This window comes from Siansivirga zeaxanthinifaciens CC-SAMT-1 (assembly GCF_000941055.1).
Taxonomy (GTDB): Bacteria; Bacteroidota; Bacteroidia; order Flavobacteriales; family Flavobacteriaceae; genus Siansivirga; species Siansivirga zeaxanthinifaciens.
In genome coordinates this window covers 2810198-2830831 of sequence record NZ_CP007202.1, presented here as the reverse complement: position 1 = coordinate 2830831, position 20634 = coordinate 2810198, and the positions used below count along the sequence as shown (strand labels likewise).

Here is a 20634-nt window from a genome sequence, read left to right as displayed (position 1 = left end):
TTAAAGTTTATTAGTCACTTATGTTACACAAGAATTTATTGTTTAAATAAAAAAGAGGACATTTTAATAAATGTCCTCTTTTACTTGAATTAGTCAGGGAAAATTAATGTCTATTAATTATCATTCTTATTAAACGTATTCTTTTTACTACCTAAAATAAACTTTACTAAAAAGCCAATTAAGAAAAGGCAGACCACAGCGAAAATTATAATCATTACAACACCGTTACTCCAATTTGATAACAACATATTTTTATTCAACATGGGTGCTTGTTTTAATGTTTCTGGTATAAAGGTAATCCCTAAGGTTTTTTTAAAACATGATAATTATCACTTAAACTAAAAAAAAGCACACAGTTTCCCCATGTGCTTTTAACAACTAACCAACCAAAATCACTAATAAAGTATTAGTGAACTTTTCTAGTGCCACCATGTCCTCCGGCAACAACAACCATTATTTTTATACTTAAGTAAATAAACCTAAAGAATTGGATAATGGGATTCATCATTTTAAATCGTTGATACTTTGATATTCTATGTGTCATAATTTTATATTTTTTATTCAGGAATTAACCACCAAAACGGACGCATTTTAGCTTTGTAAATAAAGGCGTAATGTAAAGCTAGTTTAAGCCAATGTCCTGCTAAACCAATTTCCCCAAAAGTTTTCCCTAATTGTCTTCCTTGAGTTTTTGGATATTTATTATAGTCTGGTACAATAGGGTATGTTGTAATGCTAACGCCACTTCCTTGTGTCATACCATAACCAGCTGATGCAATACAAGCTGCTCCCATATTTCCTAAACTTCCTTTATGGTTTAGTGTTTCTTTACCATTATTTATAGATTCTATAATATTATCGGCTACTAGTTTTGCAGTAATACCCGAAGGCATACCAGTACGTGGTGGTGAAGGCGAAATATCGGTGCCATTTTTACTTTTTCGTGGTTTAGAAATGGCATGTGGTGGTGCAAATGCAATACCTGGAGCAAAAATGTTTTTATAACTTGGATTTTGATAGGTTTCTGGCCAATCTTGTACCGACCAATCTTCGTAAGGTTTTGCTGTGTAATCTGCATCAACAATCATAAAACCTTTAAATAATTTTTCTGTTATGTCGTTTTCGTTTTTGTCGAAAGCTTTAAATCCATGTCCAGAAAATGCCGGTATTAGCATGGCAAAATCAAAAGATTCTGTTTTGTATTCTCCTTCTAAATTTTCGTAATGCGCAATGCCATCTTCAATTTTATTAACACCTGCACCTAATATCCATTTTATGTCTCGGTCTTCAAAAATCATCTCCACCATTTCGTGAGATTTCATAGTCATGCTTTTATAAGTAAGTAGCATACCATCCATTCCAAAATCACCCAATTGGTATTCGTTTGAAATCCATGTAACTTCAGCCATATCTCGAACATTATGGCGGCGAAGTTCTTGTTCTACATTTAGAATATACTCGAAAGCAGCACCTTGACACGTTGATTTTGCATGACCTGTACCAATTAATATTTTTACTTTTTCACCTTGTTTCATCAAATTAATTTGCTCCTTCAATCCTTCCCAAGCATGATCTGCATGGGTATAAGTACAAACAGAATAGGTTTTATTCTTACCAGGAACTAAACCTTCAGTGCCTTCAAAATTTAGTTTCGGACCCGTAGCATTAATAAGATAATCATAGGTTACTTTTTCTTGTATGCCTTTGTTTTTATCTGAAACAAATTCAGTTAAAACATAAGGTTTAGATTCGTTTTTATCACCTTCAGGATAAAAAGATAAAGCTTTGGCTTGTTTAAATTCAATGCCTTTTCTTTTGTATAAAGGTGCTAGTGGAAAAAGTATGTTTTTAGATTTCATTCTACCAATTCCAACCCAAATATTGGAAGGAATCCATTGGTAATTGCTGTTAGGAGATATAACAACAACTTCATGGTTTTTAGCTAATTTTCTCCTTAAATGTGAAGCTGCTACGTGCCCTGAAATTCCGGCTCCTAAAATGACTATTTTAGACATGTTTTTGATTTTTAATCAAAGGTAGATTTAATTAAAACCAACTACAGCAACAAATGTTACACAGGTACTTAATTAATAGCTTGAGTCATCTAATTTCACTTTACCATAAAATGTTTTATATAAAAAAATAAAATAACCGGCTAAAAGTGGTGCGCCAATAACAACAATAGTCAACATAATTCCTAATGATTTTTGGGAAGATGCTGCATTATAAATAGTGACACTATGTTCTGGATGAATATTTGATGGTAATAAAACTGGATATAACTGAAAAGCAACTAACATTAATAAAAAGGCCATGGTTAATGATGAAAACACAAGTGCATACGCATATTTTTTCTTAGATACTAACCTAGGAACGTTTGCTACCGCTAAAAATGCTAAAAGTGGTAAAATAAAGAAAATGGGATTCTCTTTAAATTTATCGGTAACACCGGGAACAAATATTAAGGTGTAAAGGGAAGTTATTGCAAAACTTATAATGAAAAAAATCATCCCTTTTTTTAATAAAAACGTTAATCTAGCGTGCAAACGACCTTCGGTTTTTAATAATAAGAAAATAGCACCTTGCGTCATGAAAATTGATAGGGTTGTTAAACCAACCAAAATGGCATACGGACTTAAAAACGCAAAGAAAATGCCTCCTTTGTAAGTGAAATTTTCACCAATTTCGAACCCCTGAAGCACATTTCCTAAAACGACACCTAATAAAAATGAAATAAGTGTGTTTGAAACAAAATAGGTAATATCCCAAGTTTTACGCCACCAAGGCATAGGTTCGGCACTTCTAAATTTTATAGCAGACGATCGTAATACCAACAACACCAAAAATAACATAAACGGAATATACATCGCCGATAGCATGGTCGCATACATTACTGGAAAACCAGCAAATAAGGCACCACCTCCAATAATAAGCCAAACCTGGTTGGCATCCCATAATGGACCAATGGCATTTATAGCAATTCGACGACTTAGGTCTTTTTTTAAAAATAAATGCCAGGCACCTGCACCATAATCAAAACCTTCTAAAATGGCATAACCCGAAAACAATAAACCTACTACTAAATACCAAAGGGTTGGATAATCTATTCCTAAAAATGTTTCCATATGTTTTGTTTAAATAATTTCTAAGGCATTTTTAGCTTCATCGTAAGGGCCATGTTTAATCTTTTTATTCAGAGAATATAAAAATAAAAGCAGTAGTACAGAATATACTAATAAAAATAACACCAATGAAAATACAATTTGATTTGCCGAAACTTCTTGTGAAAACCCTTCGCTGGTTCTTAAATGTCCGTAAACAATCCAGGGCTGTCTGCCCATTTCGGCAGCGAACCAACCAACCTGATTGGCAATTTGCGGTAAAATAACAGAAAAAGCAAAAATCTTTAAAAGCCAGGTTTTATCGAATAATGTACCGCGCCACCATAAATAACTGGCGTATAAAGTTAGGCCTATTAAAAACATCCCTATAGAAATCATAATATGATAAAACTGAAAAACCGCATTCACTTGACTGGGTCTGTCTTCTTCAGGGAACGCATTTAAACCTTTAATAGGTGCTTCAAAATCTTGATGCACTAAAAATGATAATCCGCCAGGAATTCCCAAACCTGTTACTTGTTGGTTTTCATCATCTACCCAACCAAATAAATATAAATCTGCCGGAGCTGAAGTTTCGTAATGCCCTTCCATAGCGGCTAGTTTTGCAGGTTGATTTACAGCAACACCATCGGCAGAACTATGCCCGGAAACTAACTGTGTTAACGAAATAACTGTAGCAACAGACAGCGCTATTTTAAATGCTTTTTTTGAGATTTCAACATATCTACCTTTGAGAAGATAATAGGCGTGTACACTCAAAACCAAAAAGGTTCCTGCAAGAAATGCACCTTGCCAGGTGTGAATAATTCTATCGACACTCGACGGATTGAAAACCATTGCCCAAAAGTCTGTAACTTCGGCTCTAGCTTGGAGGCCTTCACCAACAATATGGTAGCCTGCAGGTGTTTGTTGCCAGCTATTAGCCACCACAATCCAAACTGCCGAAAACATGGAGCCTAAAAAAACGCCAATGGTCGATATAAAATGAACTCTTGGAGATACCCGATTCCACCCGAAAATTAAAATACCTAAAAATGTACTTTCTAAACCAAAGGCAAACAATCCTTCGGCAGCAAGGGCGCTACCAAAAATATCACCAACATATTTAGAATAAACGGCCCAATTGGTTCCAAATTCAAATTCCATAATAATGCCTGTTGCGACACCAATACCAAAAGTAATGGCGAATATTTTTAACCAAAACCGTGTTAAAACCTCGTAGTGTTTATTTCCAGTTTTAAGATATAAACCTTCCATAATAACCATAATAAGTCCAATCCCAATACTTAAAGGCGGGTAGATATAATGAAAAGCAATGGTGAAGGCAAATTGAATTCGGGCTAAAATTTCGACATCCATAGTATTGTTTTTTTTACAAAAATAAATCACAATACCCGATTTTATGTAACAATTATTACTAAAAACAAAAAAAAATCGTCTATTATAAATTAGACGATTTTATATTTTTGCTATTAATCTCCTTGGTATATTTAAGAATAGTTTACCTTGGATATCGAGTTGTAAAAGTATGCTAAACTTAAGAACCGAATTGTAACATTTGTTACATTACGATTGTTTTTGACTATTTTTTAACAAATTTTATGAATAATTCGTTGCCAGCACGCTTATTAATTGAGTTATAACAGGTTTCTAAAATTTGTATTTTGAACAGTTTTTTAAAAATATCTAAATATTCTGTTTTCGAACCTCCAAAAGGGGGATGCGTTTTGTTTAACGGAATATTAAATAATAAACCAGCAAGCTTGCCATTTTCTTTTAAAAGTTCGTGCATTTTAACAGCGTAACTTTCTCTTAAATTGGGGTTTAAAGCACAAAAAAAAGTTTGCTCGATTATTAAGTCGAAAGAATCTTCTAAATCGAAAAAATTTTTATGTATTAATTGATTTTCAGCAAATTCTGGAACTCGTTTTTTAAGATTGCTTAATGCTGTTTTAGACACATCGACCACAACGGTATTTTTAAATCCTTGTTTTAGAAGATACTCTGCTTCATAAGCATTTCCGCCTCCAGGAATTAAAATTTTTAAATCTTTATTATTTAACTGGTCGAAATAAGTTTTTAAAGGCCGTGATACCTCGCCAATATCCCAACCAATGTCGTTTGCTAGGTATCTGTTTTCCCAGTACGATTCATTTAAATGCATATTTATTGATGCGATTTTAATAACGCTATTAATTCATTTTTTTGTAATACCCCAGATTGCCTCCATAATGGTTGACCATTTTTAAAAAGCATTAGAGTAGGAACCCCTCGAACCTGATATTTGCTTGCCAGAGTTTGATTTTTATCGACATCAATTTTTATAATTGACACCGAAGTCCCTAAGGCATCTTTTACTTCTTTTAAAATAGGGCTCATCATTTTACATGGGCCGCACCATTCTGCAAAAAAATCGACTAACACCAGTTTGTCTTGATTTATTATTTCTATAAAGCTACTCATTATTTTTATTTATTTGATGCATTTTCTTATAATGATTGTCAAACCAATCTGGTTTTTCAATATCATAATCGTATATGTAATTTCCAATTTTTTCTATGGTTTCATCAGGTAATATTTGTTTTGGCATTACACCAAAACGTTTTACAGCACCATACATTTTTGCATTTTCAGCATTAGGGTTTTTCATCCAATCTTTTAAATCGTTTATAAAAGCTTCTTTGGTTGTATTATCTTTTAAATAGCGCATTTTAACAGCAATCATGGGTGGTGCTAATCTGTTTTCTTCATTGGCAGTTGCACTATGGCATGCATAACAATTAGTTTCCATAAGTTTTTTTCCAGGATGGTTGTTTGCTTTTAAGTTTTTTTCGAAAGCAGAATAATGCTCATGTTTTGAGTTATTACAGCTAAATGTTAATGTTGTAACTGTAATTAGAATTAATAAATTTTTCATTATAAATTAGTTTGTAAATTTTCCTAAGGCACAACTCACTAAAGATTTAGCTTTGGATGTGATATTGTTTGTATCAGTAAAAGAAGGGTAACCCAATGATTTTAGTGTTTCTTTAACTAAAAGAATATCCAATTCTGTATTGGGATTAAATGATACTTTATTTTCTTCAATATTTATTGTAATTTCTGAAATTGAATCCATTTCAGAAAGTTTATTTAAGATTGTTTTGGCACAACCACCACATTTTATGTTTTGTACTAAAATTGATGTTTTCATATTTTTTGATGTTTTAAATGATTTTGACTTCATATATCTAAAAGTATTGGATAATTAGAATTTTCAACTTTTAGAAATCCTGAAGGATTATTCTATAAAAATACAATACGCTTTTATGGTTATAGGTAACCTTTGTTACAAAAAAAAAGGAATAGCTTTTGGCCATTCCTTTTTTAAATATGATAATTAGAATTTATTTTAATGTACTCGGACAAACATAATTTGTAACTGGAATTCCAGCGTCTTTAATGGCTGCAAATCCGCCGCTAATATCAACTAAGTTATGAATACCACGACTTTTTAAAATAGAAGCCGCAATTACCGATCTGTAGCCACCAGCGCAATGTACATAAAAAGGTTTGTTTTCTGGAAATTCAGTTAAGTAATCGTTTAAGTAATCTAAAGGCGTATGATGTGCATTTTCAACGTGTTCTGAAGCGAATTCACCTTCTTTTCTAACATCGAAAATAGGTAAATTTTCTTTTTGTAATTCCTCTTTTAAATTTTTTGCAGAAATGCTTGAAATGGTATCATATTCGAATCCTTCGTTTTTCCAAGCTTCAAAACCGCCTTCTAAATACCCCAAAGTATTATCGAAACCAACACGCGATAATCTAATAATGGTTTCTTCTTCACGGCCTGTATCGGCTACTAATAAAATAGGCTGATTGACATCGGCAATTAGCGCGCCAACCCAAGGTGCAAAGCCACCATCGATACCAATAAAAATAGACCGTGGTATGTGCCCTTTAATAAATTCATCTTGATGACGAACATCTAAAACTACAGCACCGGTATTGGTTGCAATTGTTTCAAATTCTTTTGGAGTTAAAGGTTTGGTGCCACGCTCAATAACATCTTCAATATCATCATAACCTTCTTTATTCATTTTAACATTTAAAGGAAAATATTGAGGTGGAGGAAGTAGCCCATCGGTTACTTCTTTAATGAATTCATCTTTAGTCATATTAGCCCTTAACGCATAATTGGTTTTTTTCTGCTCACCTAAAACACCAACCGTTTGCTTGCTTAAATTTTTTCCACAAGCCGAACCAGCACCGTGCGCGGGATACACAATAACATCGTCTGCAAGCGGCATTATTTTATTTCTTAAACTATCAAAAAGTAATCCTGCAAGATCTTCTTGGGTCATGTTGGTTGCTTTTTGAGCTAAATCTGGTCGGCCTACATCTCCTAGAAAAAGCGTGTCTCCACTAAAGATAGCATAATCTTTACCTGTTTTGTCTTTTAATAAATAGGTCGTGCTTTCCATGGTATGCCCGGGCGTGTGTAAAGCTGTAATTGTTATTTCTCCTAATTGAAATACTTGATTGTCTTCTGCAACCACAGCATCAAAAGTTGGTGTTGCTGTTGGTCCGTAAATTATTGGAGCTCCAGTTAATTTGGAAAGTGTTACATGACCGCTAACAAAATCGGCATGAAAATGGGTTTCAAAAATATATTTAATTTTAGCTTTATCCTGGTCGGCTTTTTTTATGTAAGGCGTTACCTCTCTTAAGGGATCAATAATTGCAACTTCGCCTTTACTTTCTATGTAATAAGCTCCTTGAGCCAGGCATCCGGTATATATTTGTTCAATTTTCATAATATCAATTATTTTATGTCAATGTAATCATCTTAAATTTAGTAACCTATCTAACCATCTATTAGTTGGTGAATTCCTTGAAAATGATGTAAATAGCCATCACTAAAATAAACCAACCAAAACTTTTTTTCAGTTTTTTATTTGAAATATATTTAGATAAATACCCCCCAATTAAGATGCCTAAAATCGTTAAAAGTGAAAACGATAATAAGAAAACCCAATCTATTTTAAGGGTATGTAAATCTCCTGTAAATCCAATTATAGAATTTATAGCAACAATAACTAGAGAGGTTCCTACGGCTTTTTTCATTGGTAAACCAGCCCAAAGCACCAGTGCAGGTACATATAAAAATCCGCCACCAGCACCTATTAAACCCGTAATAATTCCTATAACGATGCCTTGAAAAAATGTTTTGTAATAGGCTTGTTTTATAAAATTTTCGTCAATTTCTTTTTTGTTTTTAATCATGGAAGTTGCTGCAATTAACATTACAATTGCAAAAAACACCATGATAGTCATGTCTTTAGTTACACTAAATTGATTAATTGTAAAAATAGTATCTGGTATGTTTGGTACTAAATACCGACGCGATATATAAACCGCCATAAACGATGGAAAAGAAAATGATAAACCCGTTTTAAAGTCTACCAGTCTTTTTTGATGTTTTTGAATAACCCCAACAAATGACGACGAACCCACGACAAATAAAGAATAGGCTGTAGCAACTACGGGATTGAAACCTAATAGGTAAACAAGTAGCGGTACCGTTAGTATAGAGCCACCACCACCAACAAGCCCCAAAACGACGCCAATTAGTAATGCTGCAATAAAACCTAAAATCTCTGTAAGAGGCATACCGAATATATTAAGTTGCAAAATTACGGTAGTCGTAAGGGCTTGTTTGTAACAATTGTTACAAACACTAGAGTTCTATAATTTTTATGCTATTTCTATGGAGTTCTATTTTACCATCAATTTCTAACGTTTTAAGTAACCTAGAAATAACAACTCGCGAGGTATGTAAATCGAAAGCAATGTCTTGGTGCGTAACTTGTATCACGTCGTTGTGATTTACCATGGCTTTGTCTTTTAGGTATTTAAATAGCCGTTCGTCCATTTTTAAAAAGGCGATAGAATCGATGGCTTCCAAGAGTTCAGACATTCTATCATGATAACTTTGCAGAATAAAATTAAGCCAGCTTTTATATTTGCCCATCCATTCGCTCATTTTTTCAACAGGAATCATTATGAGTTTTGTGTGCGTTTCTGCAATGGCTCTAATTTCACTCTTTTTTTGACCCATGCAGCAAGAAAGGGTCATAGCGCAGGTGTCGCCTCGCTCTATAAAGTAAAGTAATAGTTCGTCTCCTTTAGTATCCTCACGAAGAATTTTTATAGCACCACTAATTAAAAGCGGCATAGATTTTATGTAATCTCCAATATCTATTAATTGAAAACCTTCAGAAACTTCTTTAAAGGTTCCTACGTTGTTAATTTCTATTAATAGTTCATCCTCAAATAGATAGCCGTAATTTTCTTTTAACTCGTTAAGCATTTTAATGACCTGTTTTGTACTATAAAGATATTCACTTATAATTTAAAAATGGTAATTTATTGCAGAGATTTACAACTATTTTAGGTTAACTTATTGAATTACAAAACGTAATATTTTTTATTTAAAAATATAAAGAATTATCTTTGGTAGATTTATACTATGTTTTATATTTGCACACCGGAAAACAAAAATGTTTTTCATGAGGGCTCTTAGCTCAGCTGGATAGAGCACCTCCCTTCTAAGGAGGCGGTCGAAGGTTCGAATCCTTCAGGGCTCACTCGAACCCTCAACCAAAAAAGTTGGGGGTTTTATTTTTTAGTTAAAAATTTTCAAGTTTACTTTTTCGAAAAATTCCAATATTTGATTTGAAGTCAGGTCAATCTGGCTCACTCGAACCCTCAACCAAAAAAGTTGGGGGTTTTATTTTTTAGTTAAAAATTTTCAAGTTTACTTTTTCGAAAAATTCCAATATTTGATTTGAAGTCAGGTCAATCTGGCTCACAAAAAGCTTCACTATGTATTTAGTGAGGCTTTTTTGTTTTTAATTAACTTTAGAAGTTATAATTACAATTTTTTCATCGTTTAAATTCGTTGTAAAAAACATATAAATAGTACCGCCATCTGCTATTTTTAGTTTTTTTCTAAGATTTTCTACACTTTCAGGGAAGTTTCTAGTGGTTATATTGGCCTTTTTAATGGCAAGTGTTTTTAATGCTTTTTTATTAAAAGGTATGATGCTTTCTATTTTAAAAATACGCCCTGGAAATTCTAAAATATGCGCACTGGTATATAGGTGTGAATGCAGATGAAGTTTGAAAACATCTAATTGATTGGAAATAATATGAAAACCACCAGCTTTTAAAACAGCGCTGTTGGGTTCGTATAAATAATTTAGAGGTAAATGGTATTTAGAATTGCTTGATTTTTCATCATCTAAATTAAAATTAAACGTTTCGGTGGTATCTAATTTAAAGTTTACTGTATAAATTGAAATAGATGTGTTGAAGTCTTTTTCTAGTACCCAAAGCAGTTCTTTAACGTCGTTATTTATCGCAACTACATGAATGGCTTTTATATGTTTTAACTCGTTAATCCCCACAGAAAAATCGAGTAGGGGCGATGTTTTTATAAGTATGTTTTTGGAATGATTAAATAATAAATTTAAATGTTCTGGAACATTTGGTAAACAATCGTTTAAAAAGAAAACTTTCCCTTTGCTATCGTGCCTTCTAGAGGGATCTATGTATATCCAGTCGAATGTTTTTTTGGTGGTTTTTAAATATTCAATACCATCGCCATAAATAGTTTCAATATTATTAACCTTGAGCTGTTGGTAATTGTGTTTTACAATTTCAGATAAATGGTTGTTTATTTCACAATGCGTTACTGTTTTAAATACTTTTGAAAAGTAAAAACAATCGACTCCAAAACCACCCGTAATATCAATAATTGCGTCTCCTGAGACTAAACCCGATTTATATTTAGCTGTAATTTCAGAGGATGTTTGCTCAATGTTTAATTTGTTCGGATAATAAATGTTATCCGATTTAAACCATGAAAAAAGTTTTTTTTCACAACGTTTCTTTGCTTCAATTTGCTCAATAATTTCTTTGGTATCAACTTGTGAAAAGTTGGTTCCTTTTAATAAAAGCGCGTTGATATCAGAATTTAAATGCTGTGAAATAAATTCTTGAACCTCATTATTTAAAATTTCAGTATTCAAAAGATTATAATCCTTTAGTGAGTTTTTTTACAATTCTGTTTTCAGATAAAAACTCTTTTAAAATAACTTTTAAGGCCGTGTATGTTGGAATGGCAAGTATTAAACCAATAATACCAAAAAGAATTCCGGTTATTAATATTACCAGAAAAATTTCTAAAGGATGCGACTTAACACTTTTAGAGAAAATGAAGGGCTGACTAAAAAAGTTATCAATTAACTGGCCAATGATAAAAACAATAAAAACCCAGAACGATTTATTTAAAATAACGGTGCTAAAACTTTCGTTTAAATTACTGGTTAAGGTTAATGTTAGCATTAAAATAAGAGCAATTAAGGGGCCTAAATACGGAACAAGATTTATTAAGCCACATAAAAAGGCAATTACAATAGCATTTTCAATACCAATGGAAAGCAACCCAATGGTGTAAATAATGAACAATATAAAAATTTGAAAAATTAATCCTGTAAAGTATCTCGATAATAAGTCTTTAATTTTTAAAGAAGAATTTTTCCATTTAGATTCTTTGTTTTCTGGGATGAGTGTTAAAATGGCATTTTCAAATAAATGGCTGTCTTTTAAAAAGAAAAAAGAGATGAACAGCACCGAAAACAACCCCATACTAAAATTTCCGAAGCCACTAATAATGGCATTAAGAAAATTAGGAATTAGGGAATAATCTATTTTAGAAATTATGTTGGAGTTTTTAATAGATGCCTCTAATTCGTATTTATTTAAGTTGAAATAATTAATAATTTCGGTGTATAAATTCGCAATATTTCCTTCTAATTCTTCAATGTTTAGTAAAGATAAATTTTCGCCTTGCTTTATTATTAAAGGAATGAACAATCCTATAAGGCCAGAAATAAACGCCAGTAAAATTACAATGGTTACAACTACTGCTATGGTATTTTTAAATTTTAAACGATTTTTTAAAAATAAAACAATAGGTCTACCAATTAAAGAAATAACTAAGGCAATAACAATATAACTTATAACGGCTTGAACTTTATATAAAAAAAACAGCAACAAGCTAATACTTACTAATACGGCTATAGCTTTTAAAATACCGTTTGCTATGGTTTTTGAATTCATTTAAATACAATTGATTTTAGTAAATATAAAAAAAGCTTTACGATAATTGCTTAGTCATTTCATATAAAGCAATATTTGTAGCTTGTACCACATTCATGCTGCTATTGTAACCAAACATATCGATATGAATTATGGCATGTGATGTTTTTAAAATAGCTTCGGAAACACCAAAATTTTCATCGCCAATTACAAGTGCTATCGGTTGATTTATTTTAAACTGAAAGGTATGAATTGGTTGACTGGTGTTTGTTATTTCTAACGCGATTATTTGATAGTCCTTGTTTTTTAAGTGGGCAACAACTTCTGAAGCCGAAGTAGCAATTTCATAATTCACCACCTTTTCTGTCGCTCTCGATGTTTTAGTTACTTTTCGTCCAACGGTAATATGCTCGCCACATAACCATATTTTTTCTAAACCAAAGGCATCGGCAATTCTAAACAAACTTCCAATGTTTGGTGCGTTTGTAACACCATCACACACTAAAACGATGGGAAATGTTTGTTTTTTGAAATTTGTATTGTAATGGGTTAGTTGCAATTTTAATTTTTTTAAAATCTATTTAAAATAGTTTTTTGTTAGATTGATCTGTGCCGTAATAATTTTGCTTATTCACTAATTCTCAAAAGCATATTTTACTATGTTAGCGCCCATTTTTAAGGCTTTTTCTCTAACATCGGCAGGATCGTTGTGTACTTCGGGGTCTTCCCAACCATCACCTAAATCGCTTTCAAAAGTAAAAAGCAACATCAATCGATCTTCATTAAACAAAGCAAAAGCTTGCGGTCTTTTGCCATCGTGTTCATGAATTTTTGGTAAACCATTTTGAAATTTAAAAGCAGTATTAAAAATAGGATGTGAAGCAGGTAATTCAACTAAATCTTTATCCGGAAATACTTTTTTTAATTCTTTGGTTATGTAAGGTTCCATACCGTAGTTATCATCTATGTGCAGAAAACCACCCGAAAGGAGGTAGTTTCTTAAATTTTCGGCATCAGTTTCACTAAAAAACACATTGCCATGACCCGTCATATGCAAAAAAGGATATTGAAATATATCGATGCTTCCAACTTCAACTTCCTGTGGCTTGTCGTTTATTTTGGTATTTATGTTTTTATTGCAATATGCGATTAGGTTTTTTAATGCCGTAGGATTTGCATACCAATCGCCACCGCCATTATATTTTAAAAGCGCCAGGTCTTGCGAAAACAAAACGAGGGAACTTAAACAAAAAATAAATGAGGCAATTAGTTTCATATCTTATTCATTTATAAAGGCTACAGAATGGCATGCAACAATGGCAGCCGTTTCGGTTCGTAGTCTGGTTTGTCCCAAAGTTACAGGAATAAAATTGTTTTTTATAGCTAAGGCAATTTCTTTGGTGCTAAAATCGCCTTCAGGGCCAATTAAAATTGTAATTTCCTGATTTGCTTTTAGCATTTGTTTTAGCGATTTTCTATCGGTTTCTTCACAATGGGCAATAAATAAATCGCCTGTTAACGCCTTGTTTACAAAATCTTTAAAAGACATGGCTTCGTTTAAAACAGGTAAGTAACAATTCAACGACTGTTTCATGGCCGATTGTAAAATTTTATCAAAACGTTCTGCTTTAATTATTTTACGTTCGCTCCGATCGCAAATAATAGGCGTTATGCTCGATATGCCAATTTCGGTGGCTTTTTCTAAAAACCATTCGTAGCGATCGTTCATTTTTGTTGGTGCAACCGCTAAATGGAGTTTGTAATTTATATTTGGTTGTAAAGTCGCTTCAATAATATTTACAATACAGTTTTTTATATCGGCTACCGTAACTTCGGCAGTAAATAGCCAGCCTTTACCATTGGTTATATGTAATGTGTCGCCAATATTTTTTCGTAATACTTTTACAATGTGCCTGCTTTCTTCTTTGTCGAAAGAAAAGCGCATGGTTTTTTCGGTAATGTCTGGATTATAAAAAAGTTGCATTTTAAAGCGTTTCTACAATTTTTAAAACTTTAATTTCCGAAATGTTTTTCGGTTTGTAAGAGTTTAAAATTACATAATAACTATTGGTTTCGGGAATATCTAATGAAAAAATTTCCTCGTTATTATAAGCTCCGTTAGTTATGTCGTTTTCAAAATCGAAACTGTGGTCTCCTGCCTTAAACCATCCCGAATCGCCACCTTTTTTACCACTCTCGTACATGGCATATTGTTTAGCCAAGAAATCGAAAGGTGCGCCATCTTGATATTTCATCAAAATGGTTTTTCTTAAACTATTAATTTCTTGTAAATTTAGTTTATTACCATCTAAATAAATATAACTTACACGGTAGTAAGGTGTTTCTTTTTTATCGATGACTTTATAATGTGTTTTTTCATAATCATTTCGATTTGTTTTTACTCCGCCTTTAGATAATTTGAATAATTCTTTAGCTAAAATCGATTTGTGCTTTTCTTCGTTAAAGACAATTATTTTATTCTTTTTGTCTTTTTTTGAAGCTAAAAAGGTTTCTGCTTGTTCTTCGGTTTCAATGGCAACTAAATCTGTTTCAGCGTTATTTTGGGTTGTTCCGTAAACAGACATTAATAAAAACGACATAAAAAGTAAATTTTTTATCATGAGATTGGGTTTGGGGTTTTTAAAGATTTGGTATTAAATTTTTAATCGAGCAGAAGCCGCTACATTTTGTTGGGCAAAATCGCCTTCTAAATATTTTAAATAGCCTACAATGGCAATCATGGCAGCATTATCTGTGGTAAATTCAAATTTAGGAATGTAGGTTGTCCAACCAAATTTTTTTTCACCATCTTTAAGGGCTTGTCGTATTCCAGAATTAGCAGACACACCACCACCAATAGCTATGTGTTTTATTCCTGTTTGCTTAGAAGCCATTTTTAGTTTGTCTATTAAAATACCAATAATGGTGTATTGTATAGAGGCGCAAATATCATTGATGTTTTCATCAATAAAATGAGGATTTGCTTTAGTTTCGTTTTGAATAAAATACAGAATAGCCGTTTTTAATCCCGAAAAACTAAAGTTTAAACCATCAACTTTTGGCTTAGTAAATTTAAACGCTTTAGGGTTTCCTAATTTTGCACGTTTGTCTATTTCTGGTCCTGCGGGATAGCCTAGACCCAGAATTTTGCCACTTTTGTCGAACGCTTCTCCAACGGCATCGTCAATAGTTTCACCAATAACCGTCATGTTGAAATGACTATCAACCTTCACAATTTGGGTATGTCCACCCGAAATGGTCATGGCTAAAAAAGGAAATGGCGGTTTGTTAAAACCTTCTTCATTAATAAAATGAGCCAAAATATGGCCTTGCATGTGGTTAACATCAATTAAGGGAATATCTAAGCCATAGGCTAACGATTTAGCAAACGAGGTACCAACAAGTAACGAGCCCATTAAACCAGGACCTCTGGTAAAGGCTATGGCATGTAATTGATCTTTGGTAATATTTGCCTTTTTTAAAGCCTGATCTACAACAGGAACAATGTTTTGTTGGTGCGCGCGCGAAGCTAATTCTGGCACCACACCGCCATAGGCTTCATGTATTTTTTGATTGGCAACAATGTTACTTAAAATAGATCCGTTATGTATAACAGAAGCCGCCGTATCATCGCAGGAAGATTCTATTCCAAGAATATAAATATTTTCTGTGGCCATTAATAAATTTTAGGCATAATAATTGTTAATTTTGAATAACTAAATAACATCTTTAGATTCAGACGCCATAGTAAATACAAAACTACTCATTTATTTTTTTAATAGAAATGGAAATAAGTTTAATGTGTTATATCTTAGTCGAAGCTTTCTGTAAGGTTTCGGTTTTTAGCCAAAATTTTAATAATAATTAATAATAAAACGTATCAAAAAATTTCTAAAAATACTATCTAAAATTGCAGCGATTATTTTGCTGCTTTTTATCATTTTGGTACTTGTTTTATCTATTCCTTATGTTCAAACCCGTTTGGGTAAATATGCTACAAAAACGTTAAACGACGAGTTTAAAACCCACATAAACATCGAAAGGGTAAGCTTGCAGTTTAATGGCGATGTAGAGCTTAAAAATATTTTTATTGAAGATTATAAATTAGATACTTTAATAAGTGTTTCAGAATTAAACACATCAATAATAAACTTGAAAAACTTAATAAATGGCGAACTAACTTTTGGTGATATTGACGTTGAAAACTTGGTTTTTAATATTAAGACTTACAAAGGTGAAACAGATACGAATTTAGATGTTTTTGTAAGCAAGTTTGAAGATGATAATCCCAAAGACAGCGAAAGCACCTTTTTATTGTCGTCGAGCGATGTTTCTATTTATAATGGTATTTTTAGATTTATTGATGAAAACAAGGAAACACCAAAAATTCTGGAATTCGAGAATTTAAATATTAATGCTACTAATTTTCTAATAAACGGAAGCGATGTAAGTACTCGAATAAATACACTGGCTTTTAAAGACAGTCGTGGGTTAGTGATGAAAAATTTAATGACAAATTTTTCATATACACTTACCGATATGACTTTTTCTAATTTAGAGATTGAAACACCAAATTCAGATTTAAAAGGCGATTTAAAGTTTTTGTATAACCGAGAAGATTTTGCCGATTTTATTAATAAAGTAAAACTTGAAGCTGCCTTTAAAAACTCTAACTTGCTATTAGATGAGTTGAATATTTTTTATGATGCTTTTGGTCGAGGCCAGATGGCTAATTTTGATGTTAACCTGTCTGGTACTTTAAACAATTTATTTGTTCAGGATTTAAGGCTAAAAGCCAATACAAACACCAGAATATATGGCGATATTCTTTTTGAAAACCTAATAAGTACCGATACCGGAGCCTTTTTTATGAACGGTAATTTTACAAATTTATCGTCTACCTACCTCGATTTAAAAGCCTTACTGCCAAATATTTTGGGTTCCACCATTCCGTCATCGTTTCAAAATATAGGTAGATTTACCATTACAGGAAACACGCAAGTCTCAACCACAGCAGTCGATGCCGATATAGAAATTAATACCGAATTAGGTTTTATCGATTCGAATTTACAAATAACCAAAATAAACGATATCGATAATGCATCCTACCAAGGAGAAGTGCTTTTTGATAAGTTCGATTTTGGTGCTTATCTGGAAAATCCGGAGGTTGGTTTGGCATCATTAAATTTTAATGTGAAAGGTCGCGGATTTACAGCTGCCAAGTTAAATACGCAAGTAAAAGGTAATGTCTCTGAAATTATGTTTAATAATTATAACTACAAAGGTTTAACCGTAGTTGGAAATATTAGAAATAAAATTTTCGATGGTAATTTAGTTTCTACCGATGAAAACTTAAAATTAAACTTTTTAGGACTTGTAGATTTTTCAGAACATGTTAAAAAATACGATTTCGAAGCTAAAATTGATTACGCCAATTTAAATGTTTTAAATTTTATTAAAAGCGATAGTATTTCAATTTTTAGAAGTGATATAAAAATGAATATGAACAGCAGCACAATTGATGATGCTGTTGGTAAAATTACTTTCGAAAATACATCCTACAAAAATCAAAACGACACTTATAATTTTAATCAACTTTACTTATCGTCGCGTTTTGAAGATGATATACGTTTTATTGAAATTCAATCTCCCGATATTATTGAAGGCGAACTAAAAGGAAAATTTGTTTTTAAAGACTTGAAAAAGTTATTCCAAAACTCCATTGGCCATATTTACACAAACTATAAACCTTATAAGGTTCAGCCTAACCAATCCATACATTTCAATTTTAAAATTTATAATAAAATTATTGAAGTGTTTTATCCAGACATCGAATTGGGTAAAAATACGTTTATTCGTGGTCAGGTAGAGAGCGACCAAAATCAATTTAAACTAACGTTTAAATCGCCTTTAATTAAACTTAACGAATACTTAGTTGATAATGTGGAGTTACAAGTAGATAATAGTAATCCGGTATTTAATACCTACATTGAAGCCGATAGCCTAAAAACTAAATATTATGATGTTGCAAACTTTAATTTAATTAATGTGACGGTTAACGATACCTTGTTTGTAAGAACAGAATTTAAAGGCGGAAAGAAAAGTAACGATATTTACAATTTAAGTTTATACCATACCATTAATGAAGAGAATGAATCGGTTGTTGGGTTTAAAAAATCGGATGTAACCATTAAAGATAATAAGTGGTTTATAAACGATAAGAAAGACAAATTCAATAAAGTAACCTTCAATAAAAGTTTCACAAAATTTAATATAGACCAATTTATTATCAATCATAATGACGAGGAAATAAAGCTTTCTGGTTTTATTAAAGATTCAACTCAAAAAGATTTGAACTTGAATTTTAAAAACGTTCATTTAGAAAAAATCACCCCAGATATTGATAGTTTATCGCTAACTGGATTGGTTAACGGAAAATTAAATATTCTTCAGAAAAATGGTAATTATTTACCAAGTTCATCAATGGTTATAGACGATTTGAGTGTTAACGATTTTAATTTGGGTTCGTTTAACGCCAACATTACGGGTAATGAAGACCTAACAAATTATGCCATAGATTTAACCATTAAAGACGATATAAAGAAAACATTTAATGCCCTTGGTAATATATATGTAAGTGGCAAGCAATCGACCATCAATGTCGATTTAATATTAGACGATTTTAGCCTTCAACCTCTAAATCCATTTTTAAAAGATATTTTAAGTGATATTCGGGGTGTGGCTTCGGGCAAGGTTGCCGTGCTTGGTAATTTAAATAAACCCGATATAGAGGGCGAATTAGATATTCAAAAGGGTGGTATGGGGATTCCTTATTTAAATGTAAACTACGATTTTATAAACGAAGCCAAAGTTACTCTAGCCAACCAAAGTTTTATTTTTAATAAAATTCAATTAAAAGATGTAAAATACAATACGGTTGGTGAGTTAGATGGTTCGATAAGTCATGATAATTTTTCAACTTGGGCACTCGATTTAAATTTAAGAACACCAAAATTATTGGTTTTAGATACCAAAGAAGATGAAGATGCTCTGTATTACGGAACAGGATTTATAGGAGGAAGAGCTAGTATAAAAGGGCCAACCGATGAGTTAGTAATTAAAGTAGTGGGCGAAACAAAAGCAGGTACAGTATTTAAAATACCGTTAAGTGATACCGAATCGTTTGGAGATAATACCTATATACACTTTATTACAAAACAAGAAAAACGCGCCAGGCAGCTGGGAAAAGAAGTGGTTTTACGAGATGTAAAAGGGTTGGAGTTGGACTTCGATTTAGATGTTACTCAAGATGCAGAAGTTGAAATTATTATCGATAAAGAATCTGGACACGCTTTAAAAGGTCGTGGTAGTGGTGGTTTGCTGGTAGAAATAAACACCAATGGAAAATTTAACATGTGGGGAGATTTCTCGGTTTTCGAAGGGGTTTATAATTTTGCTTATGCCGGATTAATTCAAAAGGAATTTACTGTGAAACCCGGAGGAACCATTGCTTGGGAGGGGAACCCGCTTAAAGCACAAATAAATATGTTTGCTGTTTATAAAACACAGGCAAACCCATCGCCATTATTAGATAATCCCATTAACAGAAGCATACCTGTAGAGTTAAATATTAATTTAACTGGCGATTTAGAACGCCCCATACCTTTATACGATTTTAAGTTTCCAAACGTAAATTCCTCCATTCGTTCAGAGCTTCAATACCGTTTAGAATCTGCAGACGATAGGCAAAATCAAGCCCTGTATTTAATTTCAACAGGATCATTTTCACGAGGATTAAATGAACTTAATTTTTCGGGTACTATTGCCGAAAGACTTAATGGTATTTTAAATGGTATTTTTACCAATGGCGACGGCAAATTAAATATTGGATTAAATTACGAAGCAGGTCAAAACCGACCAGATTATCAAACACAGGATCGTTTTGGGGTTACTCTTCAAACACGTATAAGCGATCGGGTTTTAATAAATGGAAAAGTAGCCGTTCCAATAGGTGGGCAATCGGCAACCCAAACCGTTGTAGCTGGAGATGTAGAAATTGATTTTCTTTTAAATAAAGACGGAACACTAACTGCCAAGGTGTTTAACAGAGAAAATAGTATAAGAAACTTTGGTGAAGCTGTGGGTTATACCCAGGGCATTGGTTTGGCTTATAGCGTAGAGTTTGATACCTTTAAGGAATTAATTCAGCGTTTGTTTAAAAAACCAGAAGATGAAACATCAGTAATAGAAGAAGTTAAGCCAGAGAATAACGAATCTTCCCTTCCAGATTATATAAAACACAAAACGCCTAATTGATAATTTAATAGCGCTAAAAATCAGGATTATTTATTATTAGTTAGCT

18 protein-coding genes and 1 tRNA gene are annotated in these 20634 nt (G+C 32.3%); 2 read left to right on the top strand and 17 right to left on the bottom strand.

Features of this window, described 5'->3' with window-relative positions:
* Positions 1-557 precede the first annotated feature (557 nt).
* From AW14_RS12620 to AW14_RS12575, 10 genes are all read right to left on the bottom strand, one after another.
* Complete coding sequence (locus tag AW14_RS12620) at positions 558-2015, bottom strand: NAD(P)/FAD-dependent oxidoreductase (RefSeq protein WP_044639141.1); 1458 nt, start codon at positions 2013-2015, stop codon at positions 558-560.
* Between the two features lie 72 nt (positions 2016-2087).
* Positions 2088-3125, bottom strand: coding sequence for a cytochrome d ubiquinol oxidase subunit II (gene cydB, locus AW14_RS12615; RefSeq protein WP_044639140.1), 1038 nt, complete (start codon positions 3123-3125; stop codon positions 2088-2090).
* Between the two features lie 9 nt (positions 3126-3134).
* Complete coding sequence (locus tag AW14_RS12610; protein WP_044639139.1) at positions 3135-4481, bottom strand: cytochrome ubiquinol oxidase subunit I; 1347 nt, start codon at positions 4479-4481, stop codon at positions 3135-3137.
* A gap of 223 nt (positions 4482-4704) precedes the next feature.
* On the bottom strand, positions 4705-5286 hold the full coding sequence (locus AW14_RS12605) for a methyltransferase domain-containing protein (protein ID WP_044639138.1): 582 nt from the start codon (positions 5284-5286) through the stop codon (positions 4705-4707).
* A gap of 2 nt (positions 5287-5288) precedes the next feature.
* Positions 5289-5585, bottom strand: a complete 297-nt coding sequence (gene trxA / locus AW14_RS12600; protein WP_044639137.1) for a thioredoxin — start codon at positions 5583-5585, stop codon at positions 5289-5291.
* Positions 5578-6039 carry a c-type cytochrome gene (locus tag AW14_RS12595; RefSeq protein ID WP_052647506.1) on the bottom strand — a complete coding sequence of 154 codons (462 nt, stop codon included), beginning with the start codon at positions 6037-6039 and terminating at the stop codon, positions 5578-5580. Before AW14_RS12595 ends, trxA begins: the two co-directional genes overlap by 8 nt.
* A gap of 6 nt (positions 6040-6045) precedes the next feature.
* Positions 6046-6315: a heavy-metal-associated domain-containing protein gene (locus AW14_RS12590; RefSeq protein WP_044639136.1), complete on the bottom strand. Its 270-nt coding sequence runs from the start codon at positions 6313-6315 to the stop codon at positions 6046-6048.
* A 193-nt stretch (positions 6316-6508) separates the two neighbouring features.
* On the bottom strand, positions 6509-7921 hold the full coding sequence (locus AW14_RS12585) for an MBL fold metallo-hydrolase (RefSeq protein ID WP_044639135.1): 1413 nt from the start codon (positions 7919-7921) through the stop codon (positions 6509-6511).
* A 61-nt stretch (positions 7922-7982) separates the two neighbouring features.
* A complete protein-coding gene (locus tag AW14_RS12580; RefSeq protein WP_044639134.1) occupies positions 7983-8777 on the bottom strand; it encodes a sulfite exporter TauE/SafE family protein in 795 nt (264 codons plus the stop codon).
* A 67-nt stretch (positions 8778-8844) separates the two neighbouring features.
* Entirely contained in the window at positions 8845-9477 is a 633-nt protein-coding gene (locus AW14_RS12575) for a Crp/Fnr family transcriptional regulator (RefSeq protein WP_044639133.1), read from the bottom strand.
* A 203-nt stretch (positions 9478-9680) separates the two neighbouring features.
* Here AW14_RS12575 and AW14_RS12570 point away from each other — a divergent pair.
* A tRNA-Arg gene (locus AW14_RS12570) sits at positions 9681-9754 on the top strand.
* Between the two features lie 264 nt (positions 9755-10018).
* Here AW14_RS12570 and AW14_RS12565 read toward each other — a convergent pair.
* The 7 genes from AW14_RS12565 to tsaD all read right to left on the bottom strand — a co-directional run bounded on the left by AW14_RS12565 (position 10019) and on the right by tsaD (position 15949).
* A complete protein-coding gene (locus tag AW14_RS12565; RefSeq protein ID WP_044639132.1) occupies positions 10019-11200 on the bottom strand; it encodes a class I SAM-dependent methyltransferase in 1182 nt (393 codons plus the stop codon).
* Between the two features lie 4 nt (positions 11201-11204).
* Complete coding sequence (locus AW14_RS12560) at positions 11205-12293, bottom strand: AI-2E family transporter (protein ID WP_044639131.1); 1089 nt, start codon at positions 12291-12293, stop codon at positions 11205-11207.
* A gap of 37 nt (positions 12294-12330) precedes the next feature.
* On the bottom strand, positions 12331-12831 hold the full coding sequence (locus AW14_RS12555; protein WP_044639130.1) for a TrmH family RNA methyltransferase: 501 nt from the start codon (positions 12829-12831) through the stop codon (positions 12331-12333).
* A gap of 75 nt (positions 12832-12906) precedes the next feature.
* On the bottom strand, positions 12907-13548 hold the full coding sequence (locus AW14_RS12550) for a DUF4159 domain-containing protein (protein ID WP_044639129.1): 642 nt from the start codon (positions 13546-13548) through the stop codon (positions 12907-12909).
* 3 nt (positions 13549-13551) lie between these two features.
* Complete coding sequence (locus AW14_RS12545; protein ID WP_044639128.1) at positions 13552-14256, bottom strand: 16S rRNA (uracil(1498)-N(3))-methyltransferase; 705 nt, start codon at positions 14254-14256, stop codon at positions 13552-13554.
* Between the two features lies 1 nt (position 14257).
* Positions 14258-14893, bottom strand: coding sequence for a peptidylprolyl isomerase (locus AW14_RS14540; RefSeq protein ID WP_052647505.1), 636 nt, complete (start codon positions 14891-14893; stop codon positions 14258-14260).
* Between the two features lie 33 nt (positions 14894-14926).
* On the bottom strand, positions 14927-15949 hold the full coding sequence (gene tsaD / locus AW14_RS12535; RefSeq protein WP_044639127.1) for a tRNA (adenosine(37)-N6)-threonylcarbamoyltransferase complex transferase subunit TsaD: 1023 nt from the start codon (positions 15947-15949) through the stop codon (positions 14927-14929).
* Between the two features lie 247 nt (positions 15950-16196).
* On the opposite strand from tsaD, the gene AW14_RS12530 reads away from it, so the two are divergent.
* Positions 16197-20588: a translocation/assembly module TamB domain-containing protein gene (locus AW14_RS12530; RefSeq protein ID WP_245617593.1), complete on the top strand. Its 4392-nt coding sequence runs from the start codon at positions 16197-16199 to the stop codon at positions 20586-20588.
* The last annotated feature ends 46 nt before the right edge of the window (positions 20589-20634 follow it).

Coding starts and splice junctions, on each gene's coding strand:
- AW14_RS12620 (WP_044639141.1), bottom strand. CDS start 2,015: ATGTCTAAAATAGTCATTTTAGGAGCCGGAATTTCAGGGCACGTAGCA.
- cydB (WP_044639140.1), bottom strand. CDS start 3,125: ATGGAAACATTTTTAGGAATAGATTATCCAACCCTTTGGTATTTAGTA.
- AW14_RS12610 (WP_044639139.1), bottom strand. CDS start 4,481: ATGGATGTCGAAATTTTAGCCCGAATTCAATTTGCCTTCACCATTGCT.
- AW14_RS12605 (WP_044639138.1), bottom strand. CDS start 5,286: ATGCATTTAAATGAATCGTACTGGGAAAACAGATACCTAGCAAACGAC.
- trxA (WP_044639137.1), bottom strand. CDS start 5,585: ATGAGTAGCTTTATAGAAATAATAAATCAAGACAAACTGGTGTTAGTC.
- AW14_RS12595 (WP_052647506.1), bottom strand. CDS start 6,039: ATGAAAAATTTATTAATTCTAATTACAGTTACAACATTAACATTTAGC.
- AW14_RS12590 (WP_044639136.1), bottom strand. CDS start 6,315: ATGAAAACATCAATTTTAGTACAAAACATAAAATGTGGTGGTTGTGCC.
- AW14_RS12585 (WP_044639135.1), bottom strand. CDS start 7,921: ATGAAAATTGAACAAATATATACCGGATGCCTGGCTCAAGGAGCTTAT.
- AW14_RS12580 (WP_044639134.1), bottom strand. CDS start 8,777: ATGCCTCTTACAGAGATTTTAGGTTTTATTGCAGCATTACTAATTGGC.
- AW14_RS12575 (WP_044639133.1), bottom strand. CDS start 9,477: ATGCTTAACGAGTTAAAAGAAAATTACGGCTATCTATTTGAGGATGAA.
- AW14_RS12560 (WP_044639131.1), bottom strand. CDS start 12,293: ATGAATTCAAAAACCATAGCAAACGGTATTTTAAAAGCTATAGCCGTA.
- AW14_RS12550 (WP_044639129.1), bottom strand. CDS start 13,548: ATGAAACTAATTGCCTCATTTATTTTTTGTTTAAGTTCCCTCGTTTTG.
- AW14_RS12545 (WP_044639128.1), bottom strand. CDS start 14,256: ATGCAACTTTTTTATAATCCAGACATTACCGAAAAAACCATGCGCTTT.
- AW14_RS14540 (WP_052647505.1), bottom strand. CDS start 14,893: ATGATAAAAAATTTACTTTTTATGTCGTTTTTATTAATGTCTGTTTAC.
- tsaD (WP_044639127.1), bottom strand. CDS start 15,949: ATGGCCACAGAAAATATTTATATTCTTGGAATAGAATCTTCCTGCGAT.